Here is a 26,979-nt window from a genome sequence, read left to right as displayed (position 1 = left end):
ATTTTTTTAACTTTTTATGCATGAGGGTTTCTTGTATTCGTGTTAACAAGATTACGCATTAAAAGCGCGTAATCTAAGGACATGTCTTCAGGAATATCAAGAAAAACAAAATGTCCATCACCTAATGCAGCTTCGACCGCCTCACCTTTTCGATTGATCATATGTTGAATTTTAAATACGATATTACCTTGTGGTGTCATCATTTCCACTTCGTCACCTAGCAAAAATTTATTCTTAACGGCAACTTCGGCTAGACCGTCTTTACGCACACCGGTAAACTCACCGACGAATTGTTGGCGTTCAGAAATAGAATAGCCATAATCATAGTTTTGATATTCGTCATGGGTATGACGACGCAGAAAACCTTCGGTGTAACCGCGATGGGCTAAAGATTCAAGGGTGTCCATTAAACTTTCATCAAATGGTTTGCCAGCTGCTGCATCGTCAATTGCTTTGCGATAGACTTGAGCTGTGCGAGCGCAGTAGTAGAAAGATTTCGTACGGCCTTCGATTTTTAGTGAATGCACACCGAGCGCGGCCAATTTTTCTACATGTTGTACTGCACGTAAATCTTTAGAGTTCATGATATAAGTACCATGTTCATCTTCAAAAGCGGACATTTGTTCTTCTGGTCGTTGGCTTTCAGCTAGCAGAAACACTTTATTCGTGGTATTACCTTCTCCCAGAGTTGGTGCGACATTTTTGATTGGGATTTGTTCGTTATGCTCAACGATATTACCCACTTCATCTTCTTTAGCTTCGCTTACACTGTATTCCCAGCGACAGGCGTTGGTACAAGTACCTTGATTCGGGTCACGTTTATTGATATAGCCAGAAAGTAGGCAGCGGCCAGAATACGCCATGCATAGCGCACCGTGTACAAAAATTTCCAATTCAATATCTGGGACTTGTTGGCGGATTTCTGCAATTTCTTCCAGTGATAATTCGCGGGAAAGGATAATACGAGTTAAGCCCATTTGTTTCCAAAACTTAACTGTAGCCCAATTGACGGCATTGGCTTGAACCGATAGGTGAATATCCATATGAGGAAAATGTTCACGCACTAACATAATCAAGCCAGGATCTGACATAATAAATGCATCAGGATTCATGGCAACGATGGGTTCAAGATCTTTGATGAAGCTTTTTAGTTTAGAATTATGTGGCGCAATATTCACCACTACGTAGAATTTTTTGCCTAATGCATGGGCTTCGTCAATGCCAATTTTTAAATTAGCGTGGTTAAATTCATTATTGCGGACACGTAAGCTATATCGCGGTTGTCCCGCATAAACGGCGTCTGCGCCATAGGCAAAGGCATAACGCATATTTTTGAGTGAGCCAGCTGGTGAGAGTAGCTCTGGTTTAAAATGAGTAGTCATAATGTTCTCTTAGTCTGATGTCAGGTCAGTTTTTTCCATAAAGGAAAAATTTTTCTAAAATAGACCGCACATTTTAGGCTTATTTGTGGATTTGTAAATAGATTATGAGACAAAAAACAATGGAAGGCATTGCCTTCCATATAAGTTAGTTCCCTTTTTGCACTTCGCTTTCACGAATGGCTTCTAGTGATTTTTGGTTAATCTGAATATTCCCTTCTTTTTGAATATATTCAGAAACATAGGCATCATCTTTTAACTCAAATATAGGGTTAATGGCGTTATTATCGGTCTTGATGAGATGATACAAACTAAGCCATGCATTACTTTGCATTTTAAGTTTTGTACTTTCTGACTCTGAATCTGTAAACATATCCTGAATTAAGGAAGCTGGAATATTGAGTTGAGCGCTTAGATCGGTTTTTTCTAATTTATCTCCAATGGCTAAGAAGTCTGCTCGTTTTTTATTAGGAATTGCCTTAACAGAAGCGGTTAATGAGGCTGTGATAGGTGGATGTTTTTGGCTTGCTGGTAGCGTATCCATTTCGGTAGAAAAATGAGCGTCTGGAATATCGAGATGAAAATCCGTAATGGCTTTGCTAATAAAGCTATCATAGGTATTTTGACCAATATTATTGGCACAAGTTAGAGCAAATAGATTATTTGTACAATAATATATTGGATAAATGGTTGAAAGCGGGCCTAGATTTATAGGAATAGTGCTTGTTAATTGCGTGAATTGAACGTTTTCATTTTTTAATTCTAAGGAATCAATGAGAAAATGGAGTTTTAATTCAAGCTGATCGTTAGAAGAGACTTTATCTGAATAGTCAAAATTGAGATTTTTTAAAGAAAACTCATCGTCGATAGCAATAGATTTTACTGCAATTTTTGATTGATTCTGGGCATGATATTCTTGGATTAATGCGGTTAAATCTTCAATAAACGCAGGATTATCTTTTTTGAAAAAATTTTCAGTATCGAAAGGAACTTGATTGTTTTGATCAAATAGATATTTTTTTAGCATACTAAGATGCGCACTTAAATTTAACTCACTAATTTGATTTTCAACGGTGATATCTTGAATTTGAACTTTCTTATCAGAATGCTCACCTGTGACAAAGCTATCTAGTGTGAATTTAGATGTAATTTGTGCTTGCTGTTTTTTTTCATTGTTAATATTTAAACGTAGAGATGGGTTTTTCAAGGTAGAAAGATGCATTTCTTTATCATTGATCCGCCATTCTTTAGCGTTTATTTTCCACTCAGATTGCTTATTTTCAAATAAATAATCTAATCCGGTTAACACTAAATCTTTAAGTGAACTTTCTTCATTAAATTGTTTAAATTTCTCATAGAAATTTAAATAATTAGGAATCTCAACCTGATTTGCCGTAATGGTTGAGTTTTGTATTTCGAAGTTTTTCTGTTTGCCTGAAAAAGTGAATTTATCATAATTCAATGCTAAATTGAGATTATAAGTCTGTTCATTAAATGATTTATCAAATTGATAATTGAGTTTATCAAAATCAAATTTATTATTTTCGCCATCGGTTAAATTGAGTTTATCAATGGAGATATTGGCTTGAATTAAATCATAGCGATGCTCACCCATAGGCTCTAATGTATAGGTACCGGTCAATTTACCAATTTTTGTCACCGAATTATAGTTAAACGCGGAGAGTGCGGTTTTAATTTCAACAAATTTGGTTTTTGCAGCAAAATTTAAATTGGTTTCTAATACTTGGTTGATATTGGTAAAATCACGAAATTTAGTTTGCATAGTAGACTGTAAGTAATTACCAACAACAGAAAACTTACTGTGGATACTATTTTCATCAATAGTAATATTTAATTTTTCATTTAGTTGTTTAATTAGTGGCGCAGGCAGTTCAGAATTCGCAATGATAGCAAAAGGTAGCGCAGTCAATTTGGTGGAGATAATCTCGGTTTTGGCATGATCTTTATCTTGTAAATTCTCAAGGCTAAAAACAAGCTCACGAGAAAAGAAAGTATTTTTTGGCTGTGTGACATGAATAATAAATTTATCACTGAAATAATAAGGGAATTGTTGTAGTGTTTGATTAATTTTGTAGTTGGTATAAAACTGTGCGCTGACCGCAAGAAGGGTAGCGATAATCGATAAATTTAATGTGATTTTCGTTTTTTTGTTCATAAGATGTCTCAATTAAATTCGGGTATATTCCATACTTAATGCAACAGAATCGGCATAACGCAAAGCAAATGGTTTCGCAATTTCTACTTCAGCCCAGTCTACCCAAGTATGTGTACTGACAATTGCCAATACTTCTTTGACCATGCGTTCTAATAAAGCAAAGCGGTTGTTTTCAACATGTTCAATAATATGTTTGGTTATCGTGCGATAATTAAGGGCATCGTCAACATTGTCGCTGATGGCTGCTTTATGTGCGTTGTATTTGATACGCACTTGAATGATGACATCTTGCTTATTCTTGATTTCTTCTTCTTTGATACCAATAAATGTACGTAAACGTAAATTTTTAATTTGAATGGTCGCGATGGAAGTGGGCTGGGTCATAACACGATTTTCTCCATTGAAGATTCCATTTATATTCAGTATAACGAATTCTACGCTTAAATTCATTACTGTGATAAAAGTTTTTAGAAAAAGCCCGCACTTTTAGTGAACAATCGCTTTCGTGCTATACTATAGGCATAAAGTGAATAATAGATCATGTGGAAATGTAATATGAAAGACATGAGTTTGGTTGAGCAGTTTTTGACGGAGTTATGGATCGAAAAAGGTCTCTCTGAAAATACAGTAGCCTCTTATCGATTAGATCTAACGGCATTGTGCAGTTGGCTTGAGCAACAAAGTAAGACATTATTATTTGTGGATGCGGTTGATTTACAAACCTTTATGGGCATGAGATTAGAGAAAGGGTATAAAGCAACCAGCTCAGCACGGATGCTAAGTGCTATGCGTAAGTTATTTCAATATTTATATCGTGAAAAATATCGTCAGGATGATCCAAGTACGGTATTAAGTTCTCCTAAGTTACCAAGCCGTCTACCCAAATATTTAACCGAGCAACAAGTAAGCAATTTATTAAACGCACCAAGTCCTGAGATAGCTTTAGAGCTACGTGATAAAGCCATGTTAGAACTATTATATGCGACAGGATTACGGGTGACAGAGCTGGTTTCTTTACAAATGGATAATATTAGTTTGAACCAGGGGGTTGTACGTGTCATTGGTAAAGGAAATAAAGAACGCTTAGTACCGATGGGGGAAGAGGCCGTAGATTGGATTAAAGCATTTATGGTTTATGGGCGAGGACAATTGCTTAATGGGCAAAGTTCTGATGTGTTGTTTCCAAGCCGCTTAGGGGGACAGATGACAAGACAGACCTTTTGGCACCGTATTAAATATTACGCAGTATTAGCGGGTATTGATTCCGACAGTTTATCGCCTCATGTTTTACGTCATGCATTCGCAACCCATTTAGTTAATCATGGCGCGGATTTGAGGGTGGTACAAATGTTACTAGGACATAGCGATTTATCCACCACTCAAATTTATACTCATGTAGCTAAAGAAAGATTAAAGCGCCTACATGAACGCTTTCACCCTCGCGGTTAGCAAGGTTATTCAATATCACCACAAAAGCGATAGCCTTCACCATGAATAGTAGCAATAATTTCCGGAGTATCAGGATGATCTTCAAAGTGTTTGCGAATACGACGGATAGTGACATCAACCGTACGATCATGTGGTTTTAGTTCACGTCCGGTCATTTTTTTCAATAAGTCATCACGAGTTTGTATTTTGCCTGGGTTTTCACAGAAATGAAGCATTGCCCGAAACTCACTGCGAGGTAAGCGAAACGCCTCACCCTCAGGGTTAATCAATGCGCGGCTATCGACGTCTAAAACCCACCCGTTAAAACGGTATTGTGCAATATGTTCTTTAGGATTTTTATCTTTATCAGACATTGTTCTCTGCAGCAAATTACGCGCACGAATAGCGAGTTCTCGAGGGTTGAATGGTTTGGTAATATAATCGTCCGCACCAATCTCTAGACCTAAAATTTTATCGACCTCGTTATCGCGTCCCGTGAGGAACATCAGTGCGGTATCTACATTTTCACGCAACTCGCGAGCCAACATTAATCCATTTTTGCCAGGTAGGTTAATATCCATAATGACTAGATTAATTTGTTGGGAAGAAAGAATCTTATGCATTTGTGCACCATCTGAGGCTTCAAATACTTCATAGCCTTCAGCCTCAAAAATGCTTTTTAATGTATTACGTGTAATGACTTCATCTTCGACAACGAGAATTCGTGGAGCTGTCATATTTTTTCCTTTTAGAATATCGGTCTCTTGTTTTGTTTGACCTGTAAAGTTTGTTATTGTTATTTTCAAGGTTGATTGTATAGCCAGTCTGATCTGAGTACAATCAAAAATGTTACAAATGTTAAATTAGTGTTCAATATTATGATCTACGTCATAAAAAGATAAAAAATAATACCTTTAAATAAATAGATTAATGTTCACGTGTTTTGAAGAAACTGACATCAGGATAACGTTCTTGAGCAAGATTAAGATTTACCATCGTTGGTGCAATATATGTGAGGTTATCACCACCATCTAATGCTAAATGTTGCTCATTCTTACGTTTAAATTCTTCAAATTTTTTATTATCGCTACACTCAACCCAGCGGGCAGTGGCGACATTCACGGTTTCATAAATCGCTTCTACATTATATTCCGATTTTAAGCGGGAAACTACCACATCAAACTGTAATACCCCTACCGCGCCAACAATCAGATCGTTATTCATCAATGGACGGAATACTTGTACCGCGCCCTCTTCGGAAAGTTGAACCAAGCCTTTGAGCAATTGTTTTTGCTTGAGTGGATCTTTTAATCGAATGCGGCGGAATAATTCCGGAGCAAAATTAGGAATGCCGGTAAATTTCAGCTCTTCACCCTGTGTAAAGGTATCACCGATTTGAATGGTACCGTGATTATGCAAGCCAATAATATCGCCAGCGTAAGCTTCGTCAGCATGGGTACGATCGCCCGCCATAAAGGTTAAGGCATCAGAAATCACCACATCTTTGCCGATGCGTACATGTTTGAGCTTCATACCTTTCTCGTATTTGCCTGACACAACACGCATAAAAGCGACACGATCTCGATGTTTCGGATCCATATTGGCTTGAATTTTAAATACAAAGCCCGTGAGTTTATTTTCGTTAGATTCAACTAAACGACTGTCAGCTTGGCGTGCTTGTGGCGCTGGCGCCCATTGAGTTAGACCGTCTAACATATGATCCACACCAAAATTACCTAAGGCAGTGCCGAAAAATACAGGTGTTAATTCACCGGCCAAGAAGCTATCTAAATCAAATGTATTACTTGCGCCTTGCACTAATTCTAATTCATTGCGTAATTGTTGAGCTAAATCTTCGCCAACGGCAGCATCTAATTCAGCGTTAGCTAACCCCTTGATAATACGCACATCTTGAATGGTATGTCCTTGTCCTGTTTGATATAAATAGGTTTCATCTTTGTAGAGGTGATACACTCCTTTAAACAATTTTCCGCAACCAATCGGCCAGGTAATTGGCGCGCAGTGAATATTCAATACATTTTCCACTTCGTCCAATAATTCCATCGGATCACGAATATCACGGTCTAATTTATTCATAAAAGTCAGAATAGGCGTATCACGTAAACGGGTGACTTCCATAAGTTTAATCGTCCGTTCCTCCACCCCTTTAGCACTGTCAATAACCATTAAACAGCTGTCTACAGCGGTTAAAGTGCGGTAAGTATCTTCCGAGAAATCTTCGTGTCCTGGTGTGTCTAATAGATTGACCAAACAATCATTATAAGGAAATTGCATTACAGACGTCGTGATAGAGATTCCGCGTTGTTTTTCCATTTCCATCCAGTCGGATTTCGCGTGTTGTGCCGAGCCTTTGCCTTTTACCGAACCGGCTTTCTGAATAGCATTTCCGTATAGTAATACTTTTTCTGTAATGGTTGTTTTACCTGCATCGGGGTGAGAAATAATCGCAAAGGTGCGACGTTTATTCACTTCTTGTGGATATGACATTATTTGTTCCTTTCATTCTGTAGAGACACGGTGTCCCATGCCCGACATTTTATATTGAATCACGATAATTTAAAATTTATATCACATTACCAATCGTTCAGTGACTATATCCTATTTATTCGCTAAAATCACCGCTCTTTTCGGTGCGGGATAGCCCTCAAGGGTTTTACTATGATCTTGTGGATCGAGGAAATCAATTAAGCTTTCATTTTCCAGCCAGTCGGTTTTGCGTTGTTCCTCTAAACTGGTCACTTCGACATCTACACAGCGCACGTTACGGAACCCGCATTTTTCCAACCAATTAATCAGTGCCGGTACGGACGGAATAAAATACACGTTTTTCATCTTCGCATAACGGTCAGCAGGCACTAGCACATGGTTTATATCGCCGTCGATGACCAATGTTTCCAATACTAATTCCCCGCCTTTAACTAGCTGATTTTTTAGTTGGGTAAGATGATCGAGGGGGGATTTTCGGTGATACAACACCCCCATCGAAAATACGGTATCAAAGGCTTCTAACGGCTGCATTTGTTCAATGCCGAGTGGAATAAGATTGGCACGACGATCATTATTCAGTAGCTTACGCACTGCTTCAAATTGACATAAAAACAGCTCTGTTGGGTCAATGCCCACAACGTTTTTTGCGCCTTCACCCACCATACGCCACATATGATAGCCACTGCCACAGCCCACATCTAAAATGGTACGATCTTTTAAATCCGCCAAATGGGGAAGGACACGATCCCATTTAAAATCCGAACGCCATTCGCAATCGACATGAATGCCGTAGAGGTGATAAGGCCCCTTGCGCCAAGGCATCAGTTGTTTTAAATGGTGAATAATGCGCTGTTGTTCGCCCGCCGTGAGAGGAAAATCTTTCTCCGATTTGACCGCACTTTTCAAATCAATGCGATCGGCTGTTAAGTGCGGTAGAAAATCCACAATTTTTGCCCATTTTGCATAATCGCCATGGGCTTGTTTCTCCCATTGTTTCAGTTGCAATGGCAGAGTCTCAAGCCAATGAGAAAGGTTTGTGGTAGCGATTTGTTGATAAAAAGGGCGAAAATCGATCATAGTGTTCATTAATAAGATTAAAAGTGCGGTCTATTATGCCATAATTTTAGAGAATTGTTTTATTACGATAAATCCGATATGATGAAAATTATTTAAAAAACCGAAAACGAGTGAAAACTAAGGATGTGAATATGCAAGTAGGCAGCCCTTTCAATCAGTCTTGGACACATTATTTACGCGTATTATTCGTCTTGCTTGGTGCGGGATTATTTGCCAGTGGTGTGGTGACTTTTATTGCAGCGAACTGGGAGGCATTATCCAAATTCCAAAAACTCTATGCCACACAAGGGCTGTTTGTGGCAATGAGTGTGATTTCTCTATTTTGTTATTGGCGGGAAATACAGAAAAATCAAACCAGATTTAAAACTGATGTAGCCGTTTTTCTTGCGACAGTGGTGATTGGGGTTTTATTTGCTTTAATCGGACAGATTTACCAAACCGGCGCTGACCCTTGGCAGTTATTTGCCTTATGGTCTGTATTACAAATCCCTCTATTGTTAGTGTTGCGGAATATCGGCAGTGGGTTGTTGTTTATTGCTACATCAAATTTAGCGGTGGGGTTGTACTGTCGTTTTTATGATATTGATGTGTTGGTTTGGGGAATTGTCATATTTAATGCGCTGTTATTATGTTGTGCCGAATTTAAGTTTAAATGGTTAAATGATACATGGAGAGTTCAACCGAAAATTATCAATACGCTACTAGTTGGAAGCCTTGTTGTGGCTGGGTTTATTGAGGTTGAATATGTATTGATAGCCTTGATCATAATCGGCGTATTGTTCTTCCTCTATAAAAAATATTCTGATGATATTATTGTTCTAGCTATTCATTTTGTTGCTGCAGTAATCAGTGTAAATGTATTGATAGTAAATAACAGTCATGATAAATTTGTCACCTTTTTATTCATGTCCTTGTTCACTTTATTTTTTGTCGCTATGAGTGGTTGGTTGCTAAAAGATTGGTATTGTGAAACCTACCCGGAGCGTAAATTTCCCACATCTGTTAATGTGATGTTGTTAGCGCTTATCTTTTTGGGTGTCGCGCTGCTGGTTGCATTTTTGCTGATGAGTGTCGGAAGTGAAACAGGCTTGATTGTTGTCGGATCTGTCTTTTTGCTGAGCGGTTATTTAGGGATCCAAAATAAAGAAAGCAAAAATCAGTATTTTAGTGAAATGCTCATCGCCTGTGGCCTGTTATTGTGTCATATATATTTTCAGGTTCTTTATCTTGAACATTACTTACGGGTGATGGAGCACAACATTATAATATTGCTGACCATACCATTATGTGGGTTTATTTATTATAAAATTTCAGCAAGTTGGATACGTTTTTTTACAGCAGGGCTGATTTTATGGACGCTGCTGGATTTCGTAGGTTATTACAGAGTTTACACCTCTCAATTGAGTTATGCCTATTTACTGCCTTTAATTCCATATATTATGGCTTTAGCTGCATTAGGAGTGGGATATTATTTAGCTAGAAGTCCGAAAAATGCAGTGCGCTTTATGCCGATTTTATGGGCATTAGTTTTATTTTCAATAGTTTTAGTCGTACAGCGTTATTGGTCCGCTTTCAGTTTGATTTCATTGTATGGAATGGAAAGGTCATTACTACCTGTAGAATCTTTCAGACAATTTTTTAATGTAGTTACAGCCGATGTTTTCAAACCACAACAACTGACTATTGCCTGGGTTAGTCATTTGCTTTTGGCATTTTCCCCAGCGGTAATTTATCTACTGCAATATCGACAAACGAGATTTAATCTGCTGCATTTTGTTGTAATCGTATTATTTTCTGTGTGTTTTGTTGCTAAGGTAAATATTATTTTCTGTCTTAGCTTATTACTGCTTGCTTATCCGCTAAAAAGCAACCGATTATTCGTGCTAGCAGTGGTCGTGATGATTGTCCATTTAACGATATATTATTACTTGTTGCCGATACCGTTGTTGTATAAATCAGGATTATTAGTTTTTAGTGGTCTGATTTTCTTATTTGTTCTAATTTTTAATCGCAAAAATAACGCAGAAAATCCAAAAACGACTGAAAAATTCACCGCACTTTTTGATAAAGTCGTGGCCACGATTTGTGCTGTAACATTGTTGGTTTTAGGTATTGCCAATTACGCAATCATCAAAAACGAAAATGTACTGAATAGCGGTATACCGATTATCTTAAAATTAGCGCCAGTTGATCCCCGTTCCTTAATGCAAGGCGATTATATGGAGTTGAATTATGAGATATTAGAGCAAGCTCAGGCGGCATTGGCTGAGTTTAAACAAGGGACTTATGATAGTGAGCAATTGACTCATACCCATTTTTATATTTTGTTGAAACAGAATAAAGAACATGTGGCGGAGTTTTGTCGCTTGGAAGTAGAACCTCCAACGGATTTTTCCAATTGCCAACCAAACATTTATTTACCGTTAACTGCGGTAAGTCGCTGGCGTGTTGAAATGCCGGGACAAAGCTATTTCTTTCCGGAAGGACAAGGCGAGCATTATGCAAAAGCGAAATATGGCGAATATCGTTTTAACAACGGTAAAGTCTTGTTATATCGTTTGTTAGATGAACAGAAAAAACCGTTGTAGGAAAAAATCGCAAACGTTTGCTTAAAAAGTGCGGTATAATTTTGCTAAATTTTTTGACTCTCAAGGATAATTCAATGACACAACTCAGCCTTAAAAAAATTTATTCCGGTAAAGTGCGTGATTTATATGAAATCGACGACAAACGTATGTTGATGGTAGCAACTGATCGCCTATCAGCTTTTGACGTAATTTTAGAAGAGCCGATTCCACGCAAAGGGGAAATTTTGACCCAAATTTCTAATTTCTGGTTCAACAAACTGGCTCATATTATGCCGAATCACTTCACGGGTGAAACGGTGTATGATGTACTGCCGAAAGCGGAGGCCGATTTAGTAAAAGATCGCGCGGTGGTGTGTAAGCGCTTAACCCCAGTGAAAATCGAATCTATCGTACGCGGTTATTTAACCGGCAGCGGTTTAAAAGATTATCAAAAAACCGGCACTATTTGCGGTTTAAAATTACCCGAAGGTCTCGTTGAAGCAAGCAAATTGCCGGAACCGATTTTCACACCGTCCAGCAAAGCAGAAGTGGGCGATCATGATGAAAATATTAGCTATGCCCAATGTGAAGCCTTAATTGGTAAAGAATTAGCGGCTCAAGTGAAAGAAAAAGCGATTGCCCTTTATACGGCAGCAGCAGATTATGCCTTAACCAAAGGTATTATTATTTGTGATACCAAATTTGAATTTGGTCTAGATGAAAACGGCACGCTCACCTTAATGGACGAAGTATTAACGCCTGACTCTAGCCGTTTTTGGTCAGTCGATACTTATCAAGAAGGCACGAATCCACCGTCTTTCGATAAACAATTTGTGCGTGATTGGCTAGAGCAAAGTGGCTGGAATAAACAACCGCCAGCGCCAAAAGTACCAGCAGATGTCATTGAAAAAACAGTTGCGAAGTATCAAGAAGCGTTAGATTTGTTGACGAAATAGACCGAATGTAATGATTGAAGAAAATCCTCCTGGTGAATAGGAGGATTTCTTTCTTATGGGCAAACGATTGCCTAAGCTAAAAATCAGCGTATAATGCGCAACTTAAATTTTTTCTTTTGCGAGGTTTCATGAATAATTTACTTTATTCTGTTGAAGACAAACCACCATTTGGTTTGAGTTTATTATTAGCTGCTCAGCATTTGTTAGCAGCGTTGGGCGGTATTATTGCCGTGCCACTTGTGATCGGCAATGTGCTGAAATTGCCAACGGCAGATACGATTACATTAGTCAATGCAGCATTGTTGATTTCGGGTGTTGTGACGATTGTGCAATGTCGAGGCATTGGCCCAATCGGTATTCGCTTACCAAGTGTCATGGGAACCAGTTTTACCTTTGTTGCAGCAGCTTTAGCTATTGGTTTTAGTGAGCATGGTGTAGCTGGTATTATGGGGGCTTCTTTAGCCGGTTCTGTAGTCATGATTGTCGGCAGTTTTTTCATGCCTTATATCCGCAAGCTTTTTCCGCCGGTCGTAACGGGAACTGTGGTAATGATGATCGGGTTAAGTCTGATTCCTGTTGCGGTTGACTGGTTTGCAGGTGGGCAACGTGGTGATGCGCATTATGCGACACCGGAAAATTTGATGATGGCGTCTTTTGTGCTCATTATTGTCGTCGTGTTGGTTCAGTGGGGTAAAGGTATTTTCTCTGCTGCTGCGATTGTGATCGGCATGATGACGGGATATATTGTTGCGCTAGCATTAGGTTGGGTGAGCTTTGAAGGGGTTAAATCCGCACAAACTTTTGCCGTGCCACAACCGCTACATTTTGGTTTGTCGTTTCCGATTTCTGGGATTATCGGGATGAGCATTGCGTATTTAGTTACTATCGTAGAGTCTAGCGGTAACTTTTTAGCACTAGGAAATGCCACTAAGACCGAAATCACGGGGAAACATTTACGCGGTGGGGTATTGTGTGATGGTTTAGGTTCAGCATTAGCTGCGGTGATGTCGACAACACCTTTTTCATCTTTTTCTCAAAATATTGGTGTCATCTCATTAACTGGCGTCGCGAGCCGTTATGTTGTTGCATTGACGGGGGGATTATTAGTGTTAGCCGGGTTGTTTCCTGTATTTGGCGCATTAATTGTCTCTATTCCATTACCTGTGCTAGGTGGGGCAGGGTTAACGATGTTTGCTATGATTATCGCCGCTGGAATTCAAATGTTAGATAACATTGAACGTAGTCGCCGTAATGGATTGATTATTGCTATTTCGATAGGGTGTGGCTTAGCGGTAACAACTCGTCCAGAACTTTTAGATAAGCTACCGCACTTTTTTAAAGAAGTGCTGGGGTCTGGGATTACCGTCGGCTCATTATTAGCGCTCATCTTAAATCTTGTGTTACCTGAAGATAAAAAAACACAGTCATAAAACGCAATATGGGGCAGTGAATAACTGCCCCATCATAGATTATTGAGTTAAATGGCGAACTAGCTTAATGATTTGTTGTATTTGCTCGGGGGAAAGTTTCCCTTCTGCAACAAATTGAACCTTGCCGTTTTTATCTAATACCGCAATAAAGCTTTCTTTCTCTTTTAAATTCCAAGCGTTTTTAACCGCACTTTTCTGATCTAATACCACTTGGCTATGTGGATTTTGTTTTTTACCGTCTTCCGCACTGCTTTTAACAAAAGGCCCAGTAGCGATAACAGCATCATCCGCATTAATGATTGTTGTCGTTTGATATTTGCTCCGATCAAAATTAGCTGCTTTAATGGCATCAATTAATGCTTGGTTTTTTTCTTTTACACTACTACGACCGGCAATATGTTGTATCACTCGGACTTTTCCGGCTAAAGAGGTAGAGTGCCAATTTTTATAACTAATCGCGTTGTCAAATAGAATTTCGCCATCATTATTGACATTGATTGCGGGTAAAGGTTGATTAAGTTGGACATTATGTGCCAAAGTGGAATGGCTAAATAATAAGCTCATAACTAAAGGGGGAAGAAATTTTTTCATAATTATCCTTAACGTTTTTTAGATGAAAAAGTGCGGTCATTTTAAGCAAAAATTTTTTTTGAGCAAATCAGAGGACTTATTTTATCTTGTGAGATGATATACTAAGTCAAATATTGATTAAGGAGAAAAATTATGGAGCAATTACCCGTTTGTCCGCATTGCGCCGGAGAATATGTTTATCACGATACTATTCATTTTGTATGCCCCGATTGTGGTCATGAATGGGCAGAAGAGTCCGTCGCTGAAAGTGATGAAAAAGTATTTAAAGATAGTAATGGCAATGTGTTACAAGATGGCGATTCAGTGATTTTAATTAAGGATTTAAAAGTTAAAGGTTCTTCTATTGTGTTAAAAAAAGGCACAAAAGCGAAAAATATTCGTTTGGTTGATGGCGATCATGATGTGGATTGTAAAATTGACGGGCAAAGTTTTTCGTTAAAATCAGAATTTTTGAAAAAAGCATAATCATTCTATATAACATTTGCCCGAGATCGAGTTAAGCGCTTTTGGGGATTGAGATATGGATTTATAACGTCTTTTAAATCAGTGATCTGTTTTTTCTGTCAGACATTCAATGTGGGAAAGCACAGATCACTTGTCTATTACTCATCAATTACCACATGACCAATAAAGCCTAGATTGCGATGACGTTGTGCATAGTCAATGCCATAGCCGACAACAAATTTATCCGGTATTGCAAAGCCGATCCAGTCAACAGCCACATCAACTTCACGGCGAGAAGGTTTATCAAGTAGTGTGCAAATCGCAAGAGAACGTGGTTCACGTAGATTTAATATTTCACGTACTTTTTGTAAGGTATATCCGGTATCAATGATGTCTTCTACAATCAGGACATGTTCATTTTTAATATCGCCATCAAGATCTTTGCTAATTCTGACATCATGATTACTGGTCATGCCGGAGCCATAGCTTGATGTGGTCATAAACTCAATTTCGACGGGTAAATTAATTTCTCGTACTAAATCAGCCATAAACATAAAAGAGCCTTTAAGTAGCCCAACGACAATTAATTTTTCCGCGTGTTGATGTTGATAAAACTGTGTAATTTCCTGTCCTAATTCCGCGATACGGGAAATGACATCTTCTTTTGCAATTAATGTTTCTACATGGTGTTTTTTCATTTTTCTTCCTTAATACACTTATTCTAAATAAGGGAATTATACCAGTTCCTTTATGCTTGATTGGAAAAAATTGAAAAAAAAGTCGGAGATAGCTCCGACTCTTTCATTAACCCTAACGAATTTACTTTCTACTCTACCTGTTAATGAGTATTTTAAGCTGCTTTATTTAGCATTGCCCTCTCAAAACATTGCCAAATGTCACCGCACTTTCTAACAGGATGAGCATATCTTAGCAAATAAAATTTCTTTGTCAATAGGAATTATTCTCATTTTCAGTTTAATTGCCTGAAATTTTCATTTGCTCTAATAAAATCGAACCGGTTTGGATATTAGAGCGACGCTCGATGTCATCAGAAACTGCAACAATATTTTTGAACATATCGGTTAATTGGCCCGCTATTGTAATTTCCGCGACTGGGTATTTAATTTCCCCGTTTTCGATCCAAAAACCCGCGGCTCCACGAGAATAATCACCCGTGACTAAGTTGACGGATTGCCCCATTAAATCGGTTACCAATAATCCGGTTCCCATTTCGTTTAACAATTTTGTTAATCCGCCTTTCGTATTAGATTGCACTTGCCAGTTATGAATACCACCAGCATGCCCTGTGCTTTGCATTCCTAATTTACGTCCACTGTAACTGGTTAATAGGTAAGTTTGCAAAATGCCTTGATCAATAATATTTCTCTCAACAGTGCGTACGCCTTCACTATCAAATGGCGTAGAGGCAAGTTGTCCTAACAAATGAGGGCGTTCTTGAATGTGGAACCAATCTGGCAGGACTTGTTCTCCTAAATGGTCGAGCAAGAAGCTTGATTTGCGATATAAGCTGCCACCGCTAATGGCAGCGGCTAAATGAGAAATTAAGCTTGTTGCAACATCATTATAGAAAATAACCGGTGCTTGTTGTGTTGCGATTTTTTGTGGATTGAGGCGTGATATGGCTTTAGTCGCACAATTCATACCCACCCATTGAGGAGATTTGAGCGTATCCATATTGCGAGAGATGGTATATTCATAATCTCGCTCCATTTGATCGCCTACGCCAGCAATGACAGAGCAAGATAACGAATAGCGACTGGATAAATAGCTTTGCAACATGCCATGGCTATTACCGTAAACGCGTACACCTTGATGGGAGTTAAATGCAGCACCTTCACTATTAATAATACGATCTTCACGTAATGCTTCAGCTTCTGCGGAGATCACCGTGCCTAATAAAATATCTAAATCAGCCTCTGCTTCGTGATAAAGATCTAAATTGGGGGCATCAAAGGCCATTAATTCTTTATCCGCTAATCCCGTGCAGTCATCTTCAGAGGTGTGTTTTGCGATAGCTAATGCGGCTTCTACGGTTTTTTTAATGGCATCGTGGCTGAGATCGGAAGTAGAAGCATTGCCTTTTTGTTGTCCTAAATAAACAGAAATGCCTAATGCACCATCATTATTAAACTCAACATTTTCTAATTCCATTAAACGGGTAGAAATTGATAATCCTCTCACTTTTGTGACTGCAACTTCTGAGGTAGCTCCAGCTTTAGTTGCTAATTCAATTGCATAGCTGACAGCATCACGCAATTGAGTTTCTTGTTGTGTTAAAAATTCGGTTGAATTTAACGCAATATCCATAGGTACCCCTCATATTTTAGTTGTCTTTTTGGCTATTTTACCTCATTGTATGAGAAGCACCAATGCGAAAACGTATAGAAATACGTTTTACATAATAAATACCCCTATTTATACTAGACGAGATCCTGTTGGATTAGGTAAAATTCTCAGTTCTACATAAGATAAATGAAATTAAAGATTGAGCATGGCAAAGAAAAAATTAAAACCAACTTCCAATACGATTGCACTTAACAAACGTGCAAGACATGATTATTTTATTGAAGATGAAATTGAAGCAGGCCTAGAACTACAGGGCTGGGAAGTGAAATCTATGCGTGCGGGGAAAGCGAATATCAGTGATAGCTATGTGATTTTTAAAAATGGGGAAGCCTATTTGTTTGGTGCAACGATTACCCCGCTGAGTGTGGCTTCAACACATGTTGTTTGTGATCCTACTCGTACTCGTAAGCTGTTATTAAATAAAAAAGAACTGGATTCTTTATTTGGAAAAGTGAATCGAGACGGGTTTACTATAGTGGCCTTATCCCTTTATTGGAAGCAGGCTTGGGCCAAAGTCAAAATTGGCTTAGCGAAAGGGAAAAAACAACATGATAAACGTGAGGATATTAAAGAGCAAGAATGGAAGCGGACAAAAGAACGGATTATGAAGAATGCAATTCGAGGCTAAGTGCGCTAAAGTTTGTCAAGGTGGGCAATGCCCACCATGAAATTAATATATAAGTGTAGTCCATCATGGATTATAGGACGTTTACCACCAGCCAAGTACTTTCATCCAAAGCCCACCAACACCAAACCAGATGGCTAATGAAGCAAGAGAAATGACAAAACTGACACCCCACCATTGTCCAGTAGTATTATAACCAGAACCGAATAAAGCGGGTCCAGGTCCTCCGGCATATTGTGTTAGGCTCATTGATAATGTTGAAGTGTAGCCTAAACCAATGGCTGCGATCATAGGTGGCGTACCGACGGCAATTGCAGCCGCTAAAAAGGCCAAATACATTGCCGAAATATGAGCCATCGCTGAAGCAAAGAAATAACGAGTATAAAAATAGACTAATACCAATATTGTAAATGCAACAGGCCAACTAAACATTCCGATAGATGATGAAATATGAGTAGAAATCCAGCTAATTACGCCGTATTTGTTCAATGCAGTTGCCATCATTACTAAAACAGCAAACCAAAACATTGTATCCCAAGCGGTTGTTTCCTCAACAATATTTTTCCAGGTCATAATATTTGTGAATAACAAGATAACCAACCCGATAAAAGCGGAAACGGTGGCTGGAATACCAAATAATAGATCACCGACAGTCCAAAGGAATAACAATAGAATAAAATCAAGGGCTAAAATCCATTCCGCAGTGCTCATTTTCCCCATTTGTTTTAGCTGTTCGCTCGCCATTTCAGCCATTTTAGGCGTTTTTTTCAGTTCAGGTGGATAAATTAAATACACCAAATAAGGCAAGACAATTAAACTCACAATGCCAGGAACGATAGCGCCTAAAAACCAGGTCATCCATGTGATTTGAATGCCTTGACTGGAAGCAAGTTCTGCAATAAGTGGATTTCCAGCCATAGCCGTTAAAAACATAGTACAGACAATGGTATCAATTTGTGAGACGACAATAGCAAGAAAAGCACCAGCCCGTCTTGCTGTGGGGCCGGGCTTCGAGTCATAGGTGTCGGCAATTGATTGCATAATTGGATACATGATACCGCCTCCTCGTGCAGAAGCTGAGGGGATACCTGGTGCAATAATCGTATCAGCCAGTGCGATGCCATAAGCCACTCCCATCATACGATTACCAAATTTTGAGATAAAATATAATGCAATACGATGCCCAAGTCCTGTTTTGATAACGGCACGCGATAAGAACATCGCGATACCAATTAACCAAATAGTACCATTGGAAAAGCCCGAAAGCATGCTGACATTGTCTTTTCCCCCGCTGAGTGGTGTTAATCCAGTTAAACCACTAATCACCAGCGCGACTAAGGTTGCTGCCCCCATTGGCATTGCTTTAGCAATAATCGCGACAATAGTTGCAATAAAAAGCGCTAACATCCCCCATGCTTGTGATGTTAGCCCTTCTGGAATAGGAAGGGCATAAATTCCAACCCCGACAATGACAGAAATAAGCAAGCCCTGCCATTGGAAACCTGCTTTGACCTGTATAGATGTGTTTGCCATCTTATCTCTCCTTAAAATTGAAAAAACGTGACAGCATACTAACACAAAAGAGTTAATTTCAGTAGTGGAATTACGATGACTTCGCTATTTTTTCAGCTTGCACAATGATTTGGCTTGCGATATCAATATGGCTCGTTTTTTCGATCATTTCTAAACCAGGACTCGCATTGACTTCTAAGACAAGAGGCCCTCTTTGAGAGCGAATAAGATCAACGCCAGCAACGTCTAATCCTAGTATTTGAGTCGCTTTAATTGCCATATTTTTTTCTTCAGAGGTGAGCTGAATTTTTTCTGCAAGCCCGCCACGATGAAAATTTGCTCTAAATTCACCATTTTGACTGATACGTTTCATCGCCGCAATCACCTGATTTCCAACCACAAAACAGCGCAAATCAGTTCCTTGCGCTTCTGCGATAAAATCTTGTAACAGGGTAGGAACTTGCGCTTGCTTTAATGTTTCCAAAATACTCACCGCACTTTGCATTTGTTCAGCTAAAATAACACCAATACCCTGCGCCCCGCTTAAGGTTTTTAATATAGTGGGCATTTTTGCCATTGACATTCCTTGTGAAATATTAAACTCATCACCGATTAATGCAGTATCAGGCACGGGAATACCCGCTTCGCGTAGTAGTTGCAAACTTAGCCATTTATCACGCGCGCGGAGAAAGGCAGAACTGGAATTGAGACAAGGAACTTTTCTTCCTTCGAAATGGCGTAATAGGGCGCAGCCCATACGCGTACTGGCTGAACCAAAACGAGGGATAATAACATCATAATCCGATAACAAATAAGGCTCGGCTCCCGCAGGTTGATAATACATGGAAAAGTGCGGTGCGTTTTGCTCAAGTTTTAGCAAAAAACGATTAGGATCCAAAATATCCATGTGATGATTACTTTGTTCTGCGGCTTCTTTTAAACGCTCGCAACTATAAAGGCGAGGTTCTCGACATAACATGAGTAGTTTCATTTGCTTATTTCTTTATAAATCCTTGTTTTTGTAAAAATGGCAAAATATGTGGACGCACCGGTTTCGCGAGTGTCTTTTCGATGTTTCGAGTCCAGTCCATATCAATTTTGCTGCGCTGTTGATAGTATTCTTGCACTTGCTGGTTATATTCTGCAAGAATGGGTTCTTGCAACGCTTGATAGGTATTTTCAAAACACATCAACGTTTTGGGGAGACGAGGTTTTAGTGGCGGGTCTTGGGCTGGATAGCCTAAACATAAACCAAAGACAGGGAATGAATGGGCGGGGAGTTTTAACAATTCACTGACTTTTTCAATTTCATTACGCAATGCACCAATATATACCCCACCTAATCCTAATGACTCAGCGGCAACTAACACATTTTGAGCCATAATACCGGCATCTACTGCGCCAATTAATAGTACTTCAGTATAATCCAATTGGGATTCTGGACAGATTTGCTGGTGTTTGTGAAAATCAACACAAAATACAAAAAACTCTGCGGCATCTTTGATATATTGCTGATTGGAGGCACAGGCCATAATCTGTTCACGTAATGTTTCATCAGTAATACGGATAATTGAAATGCACTGCAAGTTGTTCGATGTAGACGCACAACGTGCCGCATTAATCAGCTGTTCTAGAATGTCTGTTGAAATTTTTTTGGGTGTAAATTTTCGAATAGAGCGGTGAGATAAAATAGTATCCAATGTGCTTGAAGTTTTATTCATCATAACCTCCGACAGAGTTTGTTTTATTGAATTAATATATTATACCAATTGAAGCAATGCTGAAAAACACTTTATGTTTCTAAAAAAGATCAGATACAATAAGGTACTTATTAATAAAGGAGTAGATTATGTTTGTTGTTATTTTTGGTCGTCCGGGTTGCCCTTACTGTGTAAGAGCAAAAGAATTGGCAGAGAAATTACAAAATACGGTAGAGGATTTTAGCTATCGCTATGTTGATATCCAAGCAGAAGGTATTACTAAAGCAGATTTATCAAAATCAGTTGGTAAACCTGTTGAAACCGTACCACAAATTTTTATTGATGAAAAACCAATTGGCGGATGTACAGATTTTGAAGCATTAATGAAAGCACAATTTGGCGTTGTTGCATAATTGCCGAATAGTCTTGTGTATAAAAGGACGATAACTTGATTGTCATGTTATCGTCCTTTTTTACTTTTCAAAGGTAAAAAGCAATCTGTTAAGCAAATATTATATTTATTCCCCTGAAAACTGTTGCATAAAGTCTTGAGTTTTTTCAACCATTTGTTTTGAACCAATGAACAGTGGTATGCGTTGATGAAGTTCTGTTGGTTGAATATCTAAAATACGACGGAAGCCATCGCTAGCAAGCCCACCAGCCTGTTCAGCTAAGAATGCCATTGGATTACCCTCATATAACAAACGCAGTTTACCATTCGGATAATTGGTCGCACTAGGATAAATATAAATGCCACCTTTGAGCATATTACGATGAAAATCAGAGACTAAAGAGCCAATATAGCGCGAGGTATAAGGGCGGTTTGTGGCTTTGTCTTCTTCTTGGCAATATTTGATGTATTTTTTTACGCCCATTGGAAATTTAAGGTATTGTCCTTCGTTAATAGAGTAAATTTTGCCGGTTTGTGGAATTTGGATATTTTCATGTGACAGGCAGAATACACCAAGTGAAGGATCATAGGTAAAACCATTAACACCGTTACCCGTTGTATAAACCAGCATGGTAGAAGAGCCGTAAACTACATACCCGGCAGCGACTTGACGGTGTCCAGGCTGTAGGAAATCTTCTAGGGTAACAGGTGTGCCAATAGGGGAAACTCGACGGTAAATGGAAAAAATAGTGCCGACAGCCACATTCACGTCAATATTAGATGAACCATCAAGAGGATCTGTGAGGATAACATATTTAGCATTTCGGCCACGTTGAGTATCGAAAGCAATAAAGTTTTCCTCTTCTTCTGAAGCAAAGCCTGCGACATCTTCGCGAGCCATCAGCGCTTTTTTGAAGGTTTCGTGTGCAAAAATATCAAGCTTCATTTGAGTTTCGCCCTGCACATTTTCAGAACCCGCGTTACCAATAATATTATTTGTTAAGCCCGCTTTATTGATATCACGGTGGATAACTTTTGCAACCAAACGAATAGAAGATAAAATGCCGGTTAATTCGCCTTTGGCATTGGGGTAGTCAGCTTGTTTTTCGACAATAAATTCGCCAAGTGTTTTCATTAGGATATCCTTATTTAAATGCGTTTTTTGTTTTACTGAATAGATAACTTGATTTATTATAGCAAGTTGAAAAAAACACGTAAGCTATCAATGAAATAGATTTTAAACAATGTGATCAAGTACACATTTTTGAGTAGAAATTGGGACTATATATGAAAAATGAACATATCCATATTTTAGGTGTGTGTGGTACTTTTATGGGTGGGTTAGCACTTATCGCGAAGCAAATGGGCTATCATGTGACAGGCTCAGATATTAATGTTTATCCACCTATGAGTACATTTTTAGAAAAAAGTGGTGTAGAAATTATTCCTCATTTTGAGGTATCGCAGTTACAGCCAGCACCGGATATGGTTATTATTGGTAATGCAATGAAACGTGGTAATCCTTGTGTAGAATATGTTTTAGAACATAATTTGCCTTATATGTCGGGGCCACAATGGTTACATGATAATTTGCTGCGTAAACGTTGGGTGTTGGCTGTATCCGGAACACATGGTAAGACAACGACTACGGGAATGTTAACTTGGATTTTAGAGCAAAATAATTTGAACCCTAGTTTCTTAATTGGCGGGATAGCCGGAAATTTTGGTGTATCAGCGCGTTTTACCGATAGTCCTTATTTTGTGATTGAAGCAGACGAATATGATACTGCATTTTTTGATAAGCGTTCTAAATTTGTACATTATAATCCTAAAACTTTGATTATTAATAACTTAGGGTTTGATCATGCGGATATTTTTGATGATTTACATGCTATTCAACGCCAATTTCACCATATGATCCGGACTATGCCAGCCTCAGGACGTATTTTATCTGTGGAAAGTGAACAAACGGTAAAAGAGACGTTGGCGATGGGCTGTTGGTCTGAGCAGCAGTTTTTAGGAAAAGATCAGCAATGGTATGCAGAGCGTATCACAAATGATTGCACGCAATTTTCAGTTTTCCATCAAGGCGATAAAGTCGCGGAAGTACATTGGAATATTGTTGGACAGCACAATATGCATAATGCGCTGATGGCCATTGCCGCAGCCTATCATGCAGGGGTAAGCATTGATAAAGCTTGTATGGCATTAAGTAGTTTTGTGAATGCAAACCGTCGTTTAGAGATAAAAGGTGAAGTCAATAATATTACCGTCTATGATGATTTCGCCCATCATCCGGCAGAAATTCTAGCTACATTGACCGCACTTCGAGATAAAGTAGGAGGTGGGGTACGTATTTTGGCTGTATTAGAACCACGTTCTAATACGATGAAAATGGGCGTTCATAAAGATGAAATTGCCCCAGCATTAGTGCGGGCGGATCATGTGTTTTTATTACAACCCGAGAATATTCCATGGGATGTAGTGGATATTGCGAATCAATGTGTTCAACCGGTAAACTGGAGTGCTGATTTAGATTTATTAGTGAAATTTATTGTAGATGAAGCTAAACCAACGGATCATATTTTAATCATGAGCAACGGAAGCTTTGGCGGGATCCATCAAAAAATCTTAGCGCAATTACAAGCTTAACTTTCTTATTATTTAATCAGAGCAAATGTCTTGCTCTGATTACTGCCAGATTCGATCTTTTTTTGTGAGCAAGATCACGACATTTGCATTTTTTTACGTAAAATAGGGTAGAAAACAGTGTTCTTTAACGTGAATGCTTGTTAGTATAGTATTTGCTTATAGGATAAGCGTGTGGGATAACATAACAGCGTTGTTACCATATTCAAAGCACGAGATTCAGGGTCACATTAGAAATTCTGTTTTAATATATAAGTACAAGGTGTGAGTTATCTGTTTTTTAGATAGACACAAGGATTGAAAAAATGCAACAAGTAAAAGGAACCGTTAAATGGTTTAACGATACAAAAGGATTTGGTTTTTTACAGGTTGAGGGTGGCGAAGATGTATTTGTTCATTTTTCTGCTATCCAAAGTGAAGGCTTTCGCAGCCTAAAAGAAGGTCAATCTGTCACGTTTGATATCATTGATGATAAACGTGGTAAAAAAGCAGAGAATGTTGTTGTAATTGCTTAATGAAACCAAAACGCTGAAAAGAAGCCGCGCTAATCTATTTAGGGCGGCTTCTTTTATAAGAGAATTAATCTGGTTGTTGCTGTTTTAAAGAGTTTAATTTAGCCAAACCTTGATTGCAGCTTTTAGTTTGTGTCGCAAGCTCCATCTCAAGTATTTGTTTTTTACTTTGATTCAGTTTGTTTTTCATCTTGCTGATTTGTGTATGTGTACCCGGCTGTTTTTCTGCATCAGCAATTAAGTTTTCTGCTTCTTTAAAAAGTTGTTCACATTGCTGAGGAATTACTTTAGTTTGATTAGCTGGCGCACTGAATGCAGATAAGCTAAATGTTGCGAAAATCGCTGTGATAAATGTCAGACTAATTTTTTTAATCATTTCGTTTCCATCTACAAAGTGTTTATCAAGTTAATTTTAAATTCAGTTAATAACAAAAAAGTACCTGCCACAACAATTGTATTTAGACATAAAAAATACAGTGGCAGGCATATACATAAGGAGTATGCTGCAAAATAACAAAATTTATAGGTTATGTCTATAACAAAAATCGTTTTTTTCACAAAATGTGAATTAGTTCAAAAAAATAAGGATAGATTCTCGCTAAAATAATAAAACTTACCGTTGCCCAAAAATAGCTGTACCAATCCTTACCATTGTGGACCCACATCGTATCGCACTTTCCATATCTCCACTCATACCAAGAGACAGCGTATCAATAGGCTGTGTTGGGAAAGTTTGTTGTAGGCGATGGAATAAGGTTTGCATTTTTTCAAAGACGATAAGTTGCTGTTGTGTATCCTCAGTCGCCTCTGGAATAGCCATTAATCCACGTAGGCGCAAATTAGGCAACGTTGTGAGATGTTGCGCAAGGCTAAGCATATCTTGTGGCTCTATACCAGATTTCGAGTCTTCATGGCTAATGTTAATCTGAATTAGCACATTGAGTGGCTGGCGATAAGGGGAACGTTGTTCGTTTAATCTGTCTGCAATTTTGGCTCGCGACAGTGTTTGATACCAATCAAAGTATTCAGCGACTAAACGTGTTTTATTGGATTGAAGAGAGCCAATAAAATGCCATTCTAATTCAATACCTTGTTGGCGGCAGTACTCAATTTTATCTACGCCTTCTTGAACATAATTTTCACCAAAGGCACGTTGTCCAAGTTGATGTGCGGTGAGAATATCATCAATTGGTTTTGTTTTACTCACTGCAAGTAAAGAAACGTCCGTAGGATTACGTCCTGCTTTTATACAACATTGCTGAATTTGTTGGTTTACTTGCTGTAAATGTTGTGCAATTGTCATAAAAATAAATGGATTTAAAGGGAAAGAGTTGATATAAAATTGCTCATGTTAGATAACATGAGCAACCATAAACGAATTATTCTTCGCTACTCTCTGCGGAAAAGCGCTCAATACGTCCACCGAGTGCGCGTAATTTTTCTTCGATACGTTCGTAGCCTCGATCAATATGATAAATCCGATCGACAATAGTTTCGCCAGTTGCAATACAACCCGCTAAAACTAAACTTGCGGAAGCGCGTAAATCAGTTGCCATTACTTCAGCTCCAGATAAACGCTCTACACCATGACAAATCGCGGTATTACCTTCGATTTCTGCTTTAGCGCCCATGCGAATAAGCTCTGGAATATGCATAAAACGATTTTCAAAAATAGTTTCGGTAATAATGCTAGTTCCCTCTGCAACCATATTAAGCAGCGTAAATTGTGCTTGCATATCAGTAGGAAAACCCGGGTAAGGTGCGGTACGGATATTCACGGCTTTAGGGCGATAGCCTAGCATATCTAAGGTTATCGTATCTTCTGTAATATCAATCTGTGCGCCGGCTTCACGTAGCTTGTCAATTACCGCATCAAGTGTATTCGCTTTTGTTCCATGACAGGTGACATGACCGCCTGAAATGGCTGCAGCAACTAAGAATGTACCCGTTTCAATGCGATCTGGAACAACATGATGTTCACAGCCTGTGAGGTGTTCAACGCCCTCAATTGTAATGGTATCAGTCCCTGCGCCAGTAATTTTTGCGCCCATTTTATTTAAGAATAAGGCAGTATCTGCGATTTCTGGTTCACGCGCAGCATTTTCAATAATCGTCGTACCTTTCGCTAAAGTGGCTGCAGTCATAATCGATAAAGTTGCACCTACACTCACTTTCTCCATCACAATATGCGCACCAGTTAAACGTCCTTTCACAAACGCTTTAACATAGCCTTCTTCGAGTACAATAGTTGCACCTAATTTTTCTAAACCACTAATGTGTAAGTCCACAGGACGAGCGCCGATAGCACAACCGCCTGGCAATGACACTTGGCCTTGGTTAAAGCGAGCGACTAATGGCGCAAGGGCCCAAATAGAAGCACGCATGGTTTTGACCAATTCATATGGCGCAATAAAATGATCGATTTTAGAGGCATCTAAGTGAACAACGTTATTGTCAGCACGTTCAACAACAACGCCAAGTTGGCGCAAGATTTTCAACGTGGTATCAATATCTTTGAGATCAGGGACGTTGGTTAACGTGACGGGCTCTTCAGCTAAGATCGCTGCAAAAAGAATAGGAAGGGCAGCATTTTTTGCACCAGAGATAGTGACATTCCCTTTCAAGCACGTTGCACCATGAACACGAAATTTTTCCATGAGTATTTTC

Annotated in this window: 25 protein-coding genes; 9 read left to right on the top strand and 16 right to left on the bottom strand. The window is 38.8% G+C overall.

Annotated elements, in window-relative coordinates; translation table 11 throughout:
* Positions 1–14: 14 nt before the first annotated feature.
* From trhP to folX, 3 genes are all read right to left on the bottom strand, one after another.
* Complete coding sequence (gene trhP, locus CVP05_RS10270) at positions 15–1,382, bottom strand: prephenate-dependent tRNA uridine(34) hydroxylase TrhP (RefSeq protein ID WP_100289478.1); 1,368 nt, start codon at positions 1,380–1,382, stop codon at positions 15–17.
* A 145-nt stretch (positions 1,383–1,527) separates the two neighbouring features.
* Positions 1,528–3,555 carry a hypothetical protein gene (locus CVP05_RS10265; RefSeq protein ID WP_100289477.1) on the bottom strand — a complete coding sequence of 676 codons (2,028 nt, stop codon included), beginning with the start codon at positions 3,553–3,555 and terminating at the stop codon, positions 1,528–1,530.
* A 12-nt stretch (positions 3,556–3,567) separates the two neighbouring features.
* A complete protein-coding gene (folX, locus tag CVP05_RS10260) occupies positions 3,568–3,939 on the bottom strand; it encodes a dihydroneopterin triphosphate 2'-epimerase (RefSeq protein ID WP_100289476.1) in 372 nt (123 codons plus the stop codon).
* 171 nt (positions 3,940–4,110) lie between these two features.
* Between folX and xerD the strand changes: the two genes are divergently transcribed.
* Positions 4,111–5,004, top strand: a complete 894-nt coding sequence (gene xerD / locus CVP05_RS10255) for a site-specific tyrosine recombinase XerD (protein WP_100289475.1) — start codon at positions 4,111–4,113, stop codon at positions 5,002–5,004.
* Between the two features lie 5 nt (positions 5,005–5,009).
* Here the strand turns inward: xerD and arcA are convergent, their stop codons facing one another.
* The 3 genes from arcA to cmoB form a co-directional block, all read right to left on the bottom strand.
* The gene (gene arcA / locus CVP05_RS10250; protein WP_100289474.1) at positions 5,010–5,720 is read right to left on the bottom strand and encodes a two-component system response regulator ArcA; all 711 of its coding nucleotides are present in this window, start codon (positions 5,718–5,720) and stop codon (positions 5,010–5,012) included.
* Positions 5,721–5,910: 190 nt separating this feature from the next.
* Positions 5,911–7,491: a peptide chain release factor 3 gene (gene prfC / locus CVP05_RS10245; RefSeq protein WP_100289473.1), complete on the bottom strand. Its 1,581-nt coding sequence runs from the start codon at positions 7,489–7,491 to the stop codon at positions 5,911–5,913.
* A gap of 111 nt (positions 7,492–7,602) precedes the next feature.
* Positions 7,603–8,568 (bottom strand): tRNA 5-methoxyuridine(34)/uridine 5-oxyacetic acid(34) synthase CmoB, encoded by a 966-nt coding sequence (cmoB, locus tag CVP05_RS10240; RefSeq protein ID WP_100289472.1) that lies wholly within the window; start codon positions 8,566–8,568, stop codon positions 7,603–7,605.
* A 131-nt stretch (positions 8,569–8,699) separates the two neighbouring features.
* Between cmoB and CVP05_RS10235 the strand changes: the two genes are divergently transcribed.
* The 3 genes from CVP05_RS10235 (at position 8,700) to CVP05_RS10225 (ending at position 13,521) form a co-directional block, all read left to right on the top strand.
* Entirely contained in the window at positions 8,700–11,156 is a 2,457-nt protein-coding gene (locus CVP05_RS10235; protein ID WP_100289471.1) for a GDYXXLXY domain-containing protein, read from the top strand.
* Between the two features lie 74 nt (positions 11,157–11,230).
* Entirely contained in the window at positions 11,231–12,091 is an 861-nt protein-coding gene (locus CVP05_RS10230; RefSeq protein WP_100289470.1) for a phosphoribosylaminoimidazolesuccinocarboxamide synthase, read from the top strand.
* A gap of 128 nt (positions 12,092–12,219) precedes the next feature.
* Positions 12,220–13,521 (top strand): nucleobase:cation symporter-2 family protein, encoded by a 1,302-nt coding sequence (locus CVP05_RS10225; protein ID WP_100289469.1) that lies wholly within the window; start codon positions 12,220–12,222, stop codon positions 13,519–13,521.
* A 39-nt stretch (positions 13,522–13,560) separates the two neighbouring features.
* On the opposite strand, the gene CVP05_RS10220 is transcribed toward CVP05_RS10225, so the two are convergent.
* The gene (locus tag CVP05_RS10220; RefSeq protein ID WP_100289468.1) at positions 13,561–14,112 is read right to left on the bottom strand and encodes a YtfJ family protein; all 552 of its coding nucleotides are present in this window, start codon (positions 14,110–14,112) and stop codon (positions 13,561–13,563) included.
* A gap of 132 nt (positions 14,113–14,244) precedes the next feature.
* On the opposite strand from CVP05_RS10220, the gene CVP05_RS10215 reads away from it, so the two are divergent.
* Positions 14,245–14,577 carry a zinc ribbon domain-containing protein YjdM gene (locus CVP05_RS10215; protein ID WP_100289467.1) on the top strand — a complete coding sequence of 111 codons (333 nt, stop codon included), beginning with the start codon at positions 14,245–14,247 and terminating at the stop codon, positions 14,575–14,577.
* Positions 14,578–14,714: 137 nt separating this feature from the next.
* On the opposite strand, the gene hpt is transcribed toward CVP05_RS10215, so the two are convergent.
* Entirely contained in the window at positions 14,715–15,254 is a 540-nt protein-coding gene (gene hpt / locus CVP05_RS10210) for a hypoxanthine phosphoribosyltransferase (protein ID WP_100289466.1), read from the bottom strand.
* 277 nt (positions 15,255–15,531) lie between these two features.
* The gene (gene pmbA, locus CVP05_RS10205; protein WP_100289465.1) at positions 15,532–16,884 is read right to left on the bottom strand and encodes a metalloprotease PmbA; all 1,353 of its coding nucleotides are present in this window, start codon (positions 16,882–16,884) and stop codon (positions 15,532–15,534) included.
* 184 nt (positions 16,885–17,068) lie between these two features.
* On the opposite strand from pmbA, the gene smpB reads away from it, so the two are divergent.
* Positions 17,069–17,551, top strand: a complete 483-nt coding sequence (gene smpB, locus CVP05_RS10200) for an SsrA-binding protein SmpB (RefSeq protein ID WP_100289464.1) — start codon at positions 17,069–17,071, stop codon at positions 17,549–17,551.
* A gap of 81 nt (positions 17,552–17,632) precedes the next feature.
* Here smpB and CVP05_RS10195 read toward each other — a convergent pair whose 3' ends face one another.
* The 3 genes from CVP05_RS10195 to nfsA all read right to left on the bottom strand — a co-directional run bounded on the left by CVP05_RS10195 (position 17,633) and on the right by nfsA (position 20,784).
* On the bottom strand, positions 17,633–19,081 hold the full coding sequence (locus CVP05_RS10195; RefSeq protein ID WP_100289463.1) for a DASS family sodium-coupled anion symporter: 1,449 nt from the start codon (positions 19,079–19,081) through the stop codon (positions 17,633–17,635).
* A 70-nt stretch (positions 19,082–19,151) separates the two neighbouring features.
* Positions 19,152–20,051, bottom strand: coding sequence for a RimK family alpha-L-glutamate ligase (locus CVP05_RS10190; RefSeq protein WP_100289462.1), 900 nt, complete (start codon positions 20,049–20,051; stop codon positions 19,152–19,154).
* Between the two features lie 4 nt (positions 20,052–20,055).
* Entirely contained in the window at positions 20,056–20,784 is a 729-nt protein-coding gene (gene nfsA, locus CVP05_RS10185) for an oxygen-insensitive NADPH nitroreductase (RefSeq protein WP_100289461.1), read from the bottom strand.
* A gap of 125 nt (positions 20,785–20,909) precedes the next feature.
* Here nfsA and CVP05_RS10180 point away from each other — a divergent pair, with 125 nt between their 5' ends.
* Positions 20,910–21,173, top strand: a complete 264-nt coding sequence (locus CVP05_RS10180) for a GrxA family glutaredoxin (RefSeq protein ID WP_100289460.1) — start codon at positions 20,910–20,912, stop codon at positions 21,171–21,173.
* Between the two features lie 105 nt (positions 21,174–21,278).
* On the opposite strand, the gene fbp is transcribed toward CVP05_RS10180, so the two are convergent.
* The gene (gene fbp / locus CVP05_RS10175; RefSeq protein ID WP_100289459.1) at positions 21,279–22,286 is read right to left on the bottom strand and encodes a class 1 fructose-bisphosphatase; all 1,008 of its coding nucleotides are present in this window, start codon (positions 22,284–22,286) and stop codon (positions 21,279–21,281) included.
* A 152-nt stretch (positions 22,287–22,438) separates the two neighbouring features.
* Here fbp and mpl point away from each other — a divergent pair, with 152 nt between their 5' ends.
* Together mpl and CVP05_RS10165 are read left to right on the top strand one after the other, a co-directional pair.
* Positions 22,439–23,803 carry a UDP-N-acetylmuramate:L-alanyl-gamma-D-glutamyl-meso-diaminopimelate ligase gene (mpl, locus tag CVP05_RS10170; protein ID WP_100289458.1) on the top strand — a complete coding sequence of 455 codons (1,365 nt, stop codon included), beginning with the start codon at positions 22,439–22,441 and terminating at the stop codon, positions 23,801–23,803.
* Positions 23,804–24,105: 302 nt separating this feature from the next.
* A complete protein-coding gene (locus CVP05_RS10165) occupies positions 24,106–24,315 on the top strand; it encodes a cold-shock protein (RefSeq protein WP_100289457.1) in 210 nt (69 codons plus the stop codon).
* 64 nt (positions 24,316–24,379) lie between these two features.
* Here the strand turns inward: CVP05_RS10165 and CVP05_RS10160 are convergent, their stop codons facing one another.
* From CVP05_RS10160 to murA, 3 genes are all read right to left on the bottom strand, one after another.
* The gene (locus CVP05_RS10160; protein WP_100289530.1) at positions 24,380–24,685 is read right to left on the bottom strand and encodes a DUF5339 domain-containing protein; all 306 of its coding nucleotides are present in this window, start codon (positions 24,683–24,685) and stop codon (positions 24,380–24,382) included.
* Positions 24,686–24,925: 240 nt separating this feature from the next.
* Complete coding sequence (locus tag CVP05_RS10155) at positions 24,926–25,615, bottom strand: YggS family pyridoxal phosphate-dependent enzyme (RefSeq protein ID WP_100289456.1); 690 nt, start codon at positions 25,613–25,615, stop codon at positions 24,926–24,928.
* Between the two features lie 76 nt (positions 25,616–25,691).
* Positions 25,692–26,969, bottom strand: coding sequence for a UDP-N-acetylglucosamine 1-carboxyvinyltransferase (murA, locus tag CVP05_RS10150; RefSeq protein ID WP_100289455.1), 1,278 nt, complete (start codon positions 26,967–26,969; stop codon positions 25,692–25,694).
* Positions 26,970–26,979: the final 10 nt, after the last annotated feature.

The sequence above is a fragment of the Conservatibacter flavescens genome (assembly GCF_002795425.1).
GTDB classification, from domain to species: domain Bacteria; phylum Pseudomonadota; class Gammaproteobacteria; order Enterobacterales; family Pasteurellaceae; genus Conservatibacter; species Conservatibacter flavescens.
Note: the sequence above shows the minus strand (reverse complement) of the source record. Positions and strands in the feature narration are given on the sequence as shown.

Excerpts from the sequence above, each read along its gene's own strand:
- trhP (WP_100289478.1), bottom strand. The coding sequence starts at position 1,382 with ATGACTACTCATTTTAAACCAGAGCTACTCTCACCAGCTGGCTCACTC.
- CVP05_RS10265 (WP_100289477.1), bottom strand. The coding sequence starts at position 3,555 with ATGAACAAAAAAACGAAAATCACATTAAATTTATCGATTATCGCTACC.
- folX (WP_100289476.1), bottom strand. The coding sequence starts at position 3,939 with ATGACCCAGCCCACTTCCATCGCGACCATTCAAATTAAAAATTTACGT.
- xerD (WP_100289475.1), top strand. The coding sequence starts at position 4,111 with ATGAAAGACATGAGTTTGGTTGAGCAGTTTTTGACGGAGTTATGGATC.
- arcA (WP_100289474.1), bottom strand. The coding sequence starts at position 5,720 with ATGACAGCTCCACGAATTCTCGTTGTCGAAGATGAAGTCATTACACGT.
- prfC (WP_100289473.1), bottom strand. The coding sequence starts at position 7,491 with ATGTCATATCCACAAGAAGTGAATAAACGTCGCACCTTTGCGATTATT.
- cmoB (WP_100289472.1), bottom strand. The coding sequence starts at position 8,568 with ATGATCGATTTTCGCCCTTTTTATCAACAAATCGCTACCACAAACCTT.
- CVP05_RS10235 (WP_100289471.1), top strand. The coding sequence starts at position 8,700 with ATGCAAGTAGGCAGCCCTTTCAATCAGTCTTGGACACATTATTTACGC.
- CVP05_RS10230 (WP_100289470.1), top strand. The coding sequence starts at position 11,231 with ATGACACAACTCAGCCTTAAAAAAATTTATTCCGGTAAAGTGCGTGAT.
- CVP05_RS10225 (WP_100289469.1), top strand. The coding sequence starts at position 12,220 with ATGAATAATTTACTTTATTCTGTTGAAGACAAACCACCATTTGGTTTG.
- CVP05_RS10220 (WP_100289468.1), bottom strand. The coding sequence starts at position 14,112 with ATGAAAAAATTTCTTCCCCCTTTAGTTATGAGCTTATTATTTAGCCAT.
- CVP05_RS10215 (WP_100289467.1), top strand. The coding sequence starts at position 14,245 with ATGGAGCAATTACCCGTTTGTCCGCATTGCGCCGGAGAATATGTTTAT.
- hpt (WP_100289466.1), bottom strand. The coding sequence starts at position 15,254 with ATGAAAAAACACCATGTAGAAACATTAATTGCAAAAGAAGATGTCATT.
- pmbA (WP_100289465.1), bottom strand. The coding sequence starts at position 16,884 with ATGGATATTGCGTTAAATTCAACCGAATTTTTAACACAACAAGAAACT.
- smpB (WP_100289464.1), top strand. The coding sequence starts at position 17,069 with ATGGCAAAGAAAAAATTAAAACCAACTTCCAATACGATTGCACTTAAC.
- CVP05_RS10195 (WP_100289463.1), bottom strand. The coding sequence starts at position 19,081 with ATGGCAAACACATCTATACAGGTCAAAGCAGGTTTCCAATGGCAGGGC.
- CVP05_RS10190 (WP_100289462.1), bottom strand. The coding sequence starts at position 20,051 with ATGAAACTACTCATGTTATGTCGAGAACCTCGCCTTTATAGTTGCGAG.
- nfsA (WP_100289461.1), bottom strand. The coding sequence starts at position 20,784 with ATGATGAATAAAACTTCAAGCACATTGGATACTATTTTATCTCACCGC.
- CVP05_RS10180 (WP_100289460.1), top strand. The coding sequence starts at position 20,910 with ATGTTTGTTGTTATTTTTGGTCGTCCGGGTTGCCCTTACTGTGTAAGA.
- fbp (WP_100289459.1), bottom strand. The coding sequence starts at position 22,286 with ATGAAAACACTTGGCGAATTTATTGTCGAAAAACAAGCTGACTACCCC.
- mpl (WP_100289458.1), top strand. The coding sequence starts at position 22,439 with ATGAAAAATGAACATATCCATATTTTAGGTGTGTGTGGTACTTTTATG.
- CVP05_RS10165 (WP_100289457.1), top strand. The coding sequence starts at position 24,106 with ATGCAACAAGTAAAAGGAACCGTTAAATGGTTTAACGATACAAAAGGA.
- CVP05_RS10155 (WP_100289456.1), bottom strand. The coding sequence starts at position 25,615 with ATGACAATTGCACAACATTTACAGCAAGTAAACCAACAAATTCAGCAA.
- murA (WP_100289455.1), bottom strand. The coding sequence starts at position 26,969 with ATGGAAAAATTTCGTGTTCATGGTGCAACGTGCTTGAAAGGGAATGTC.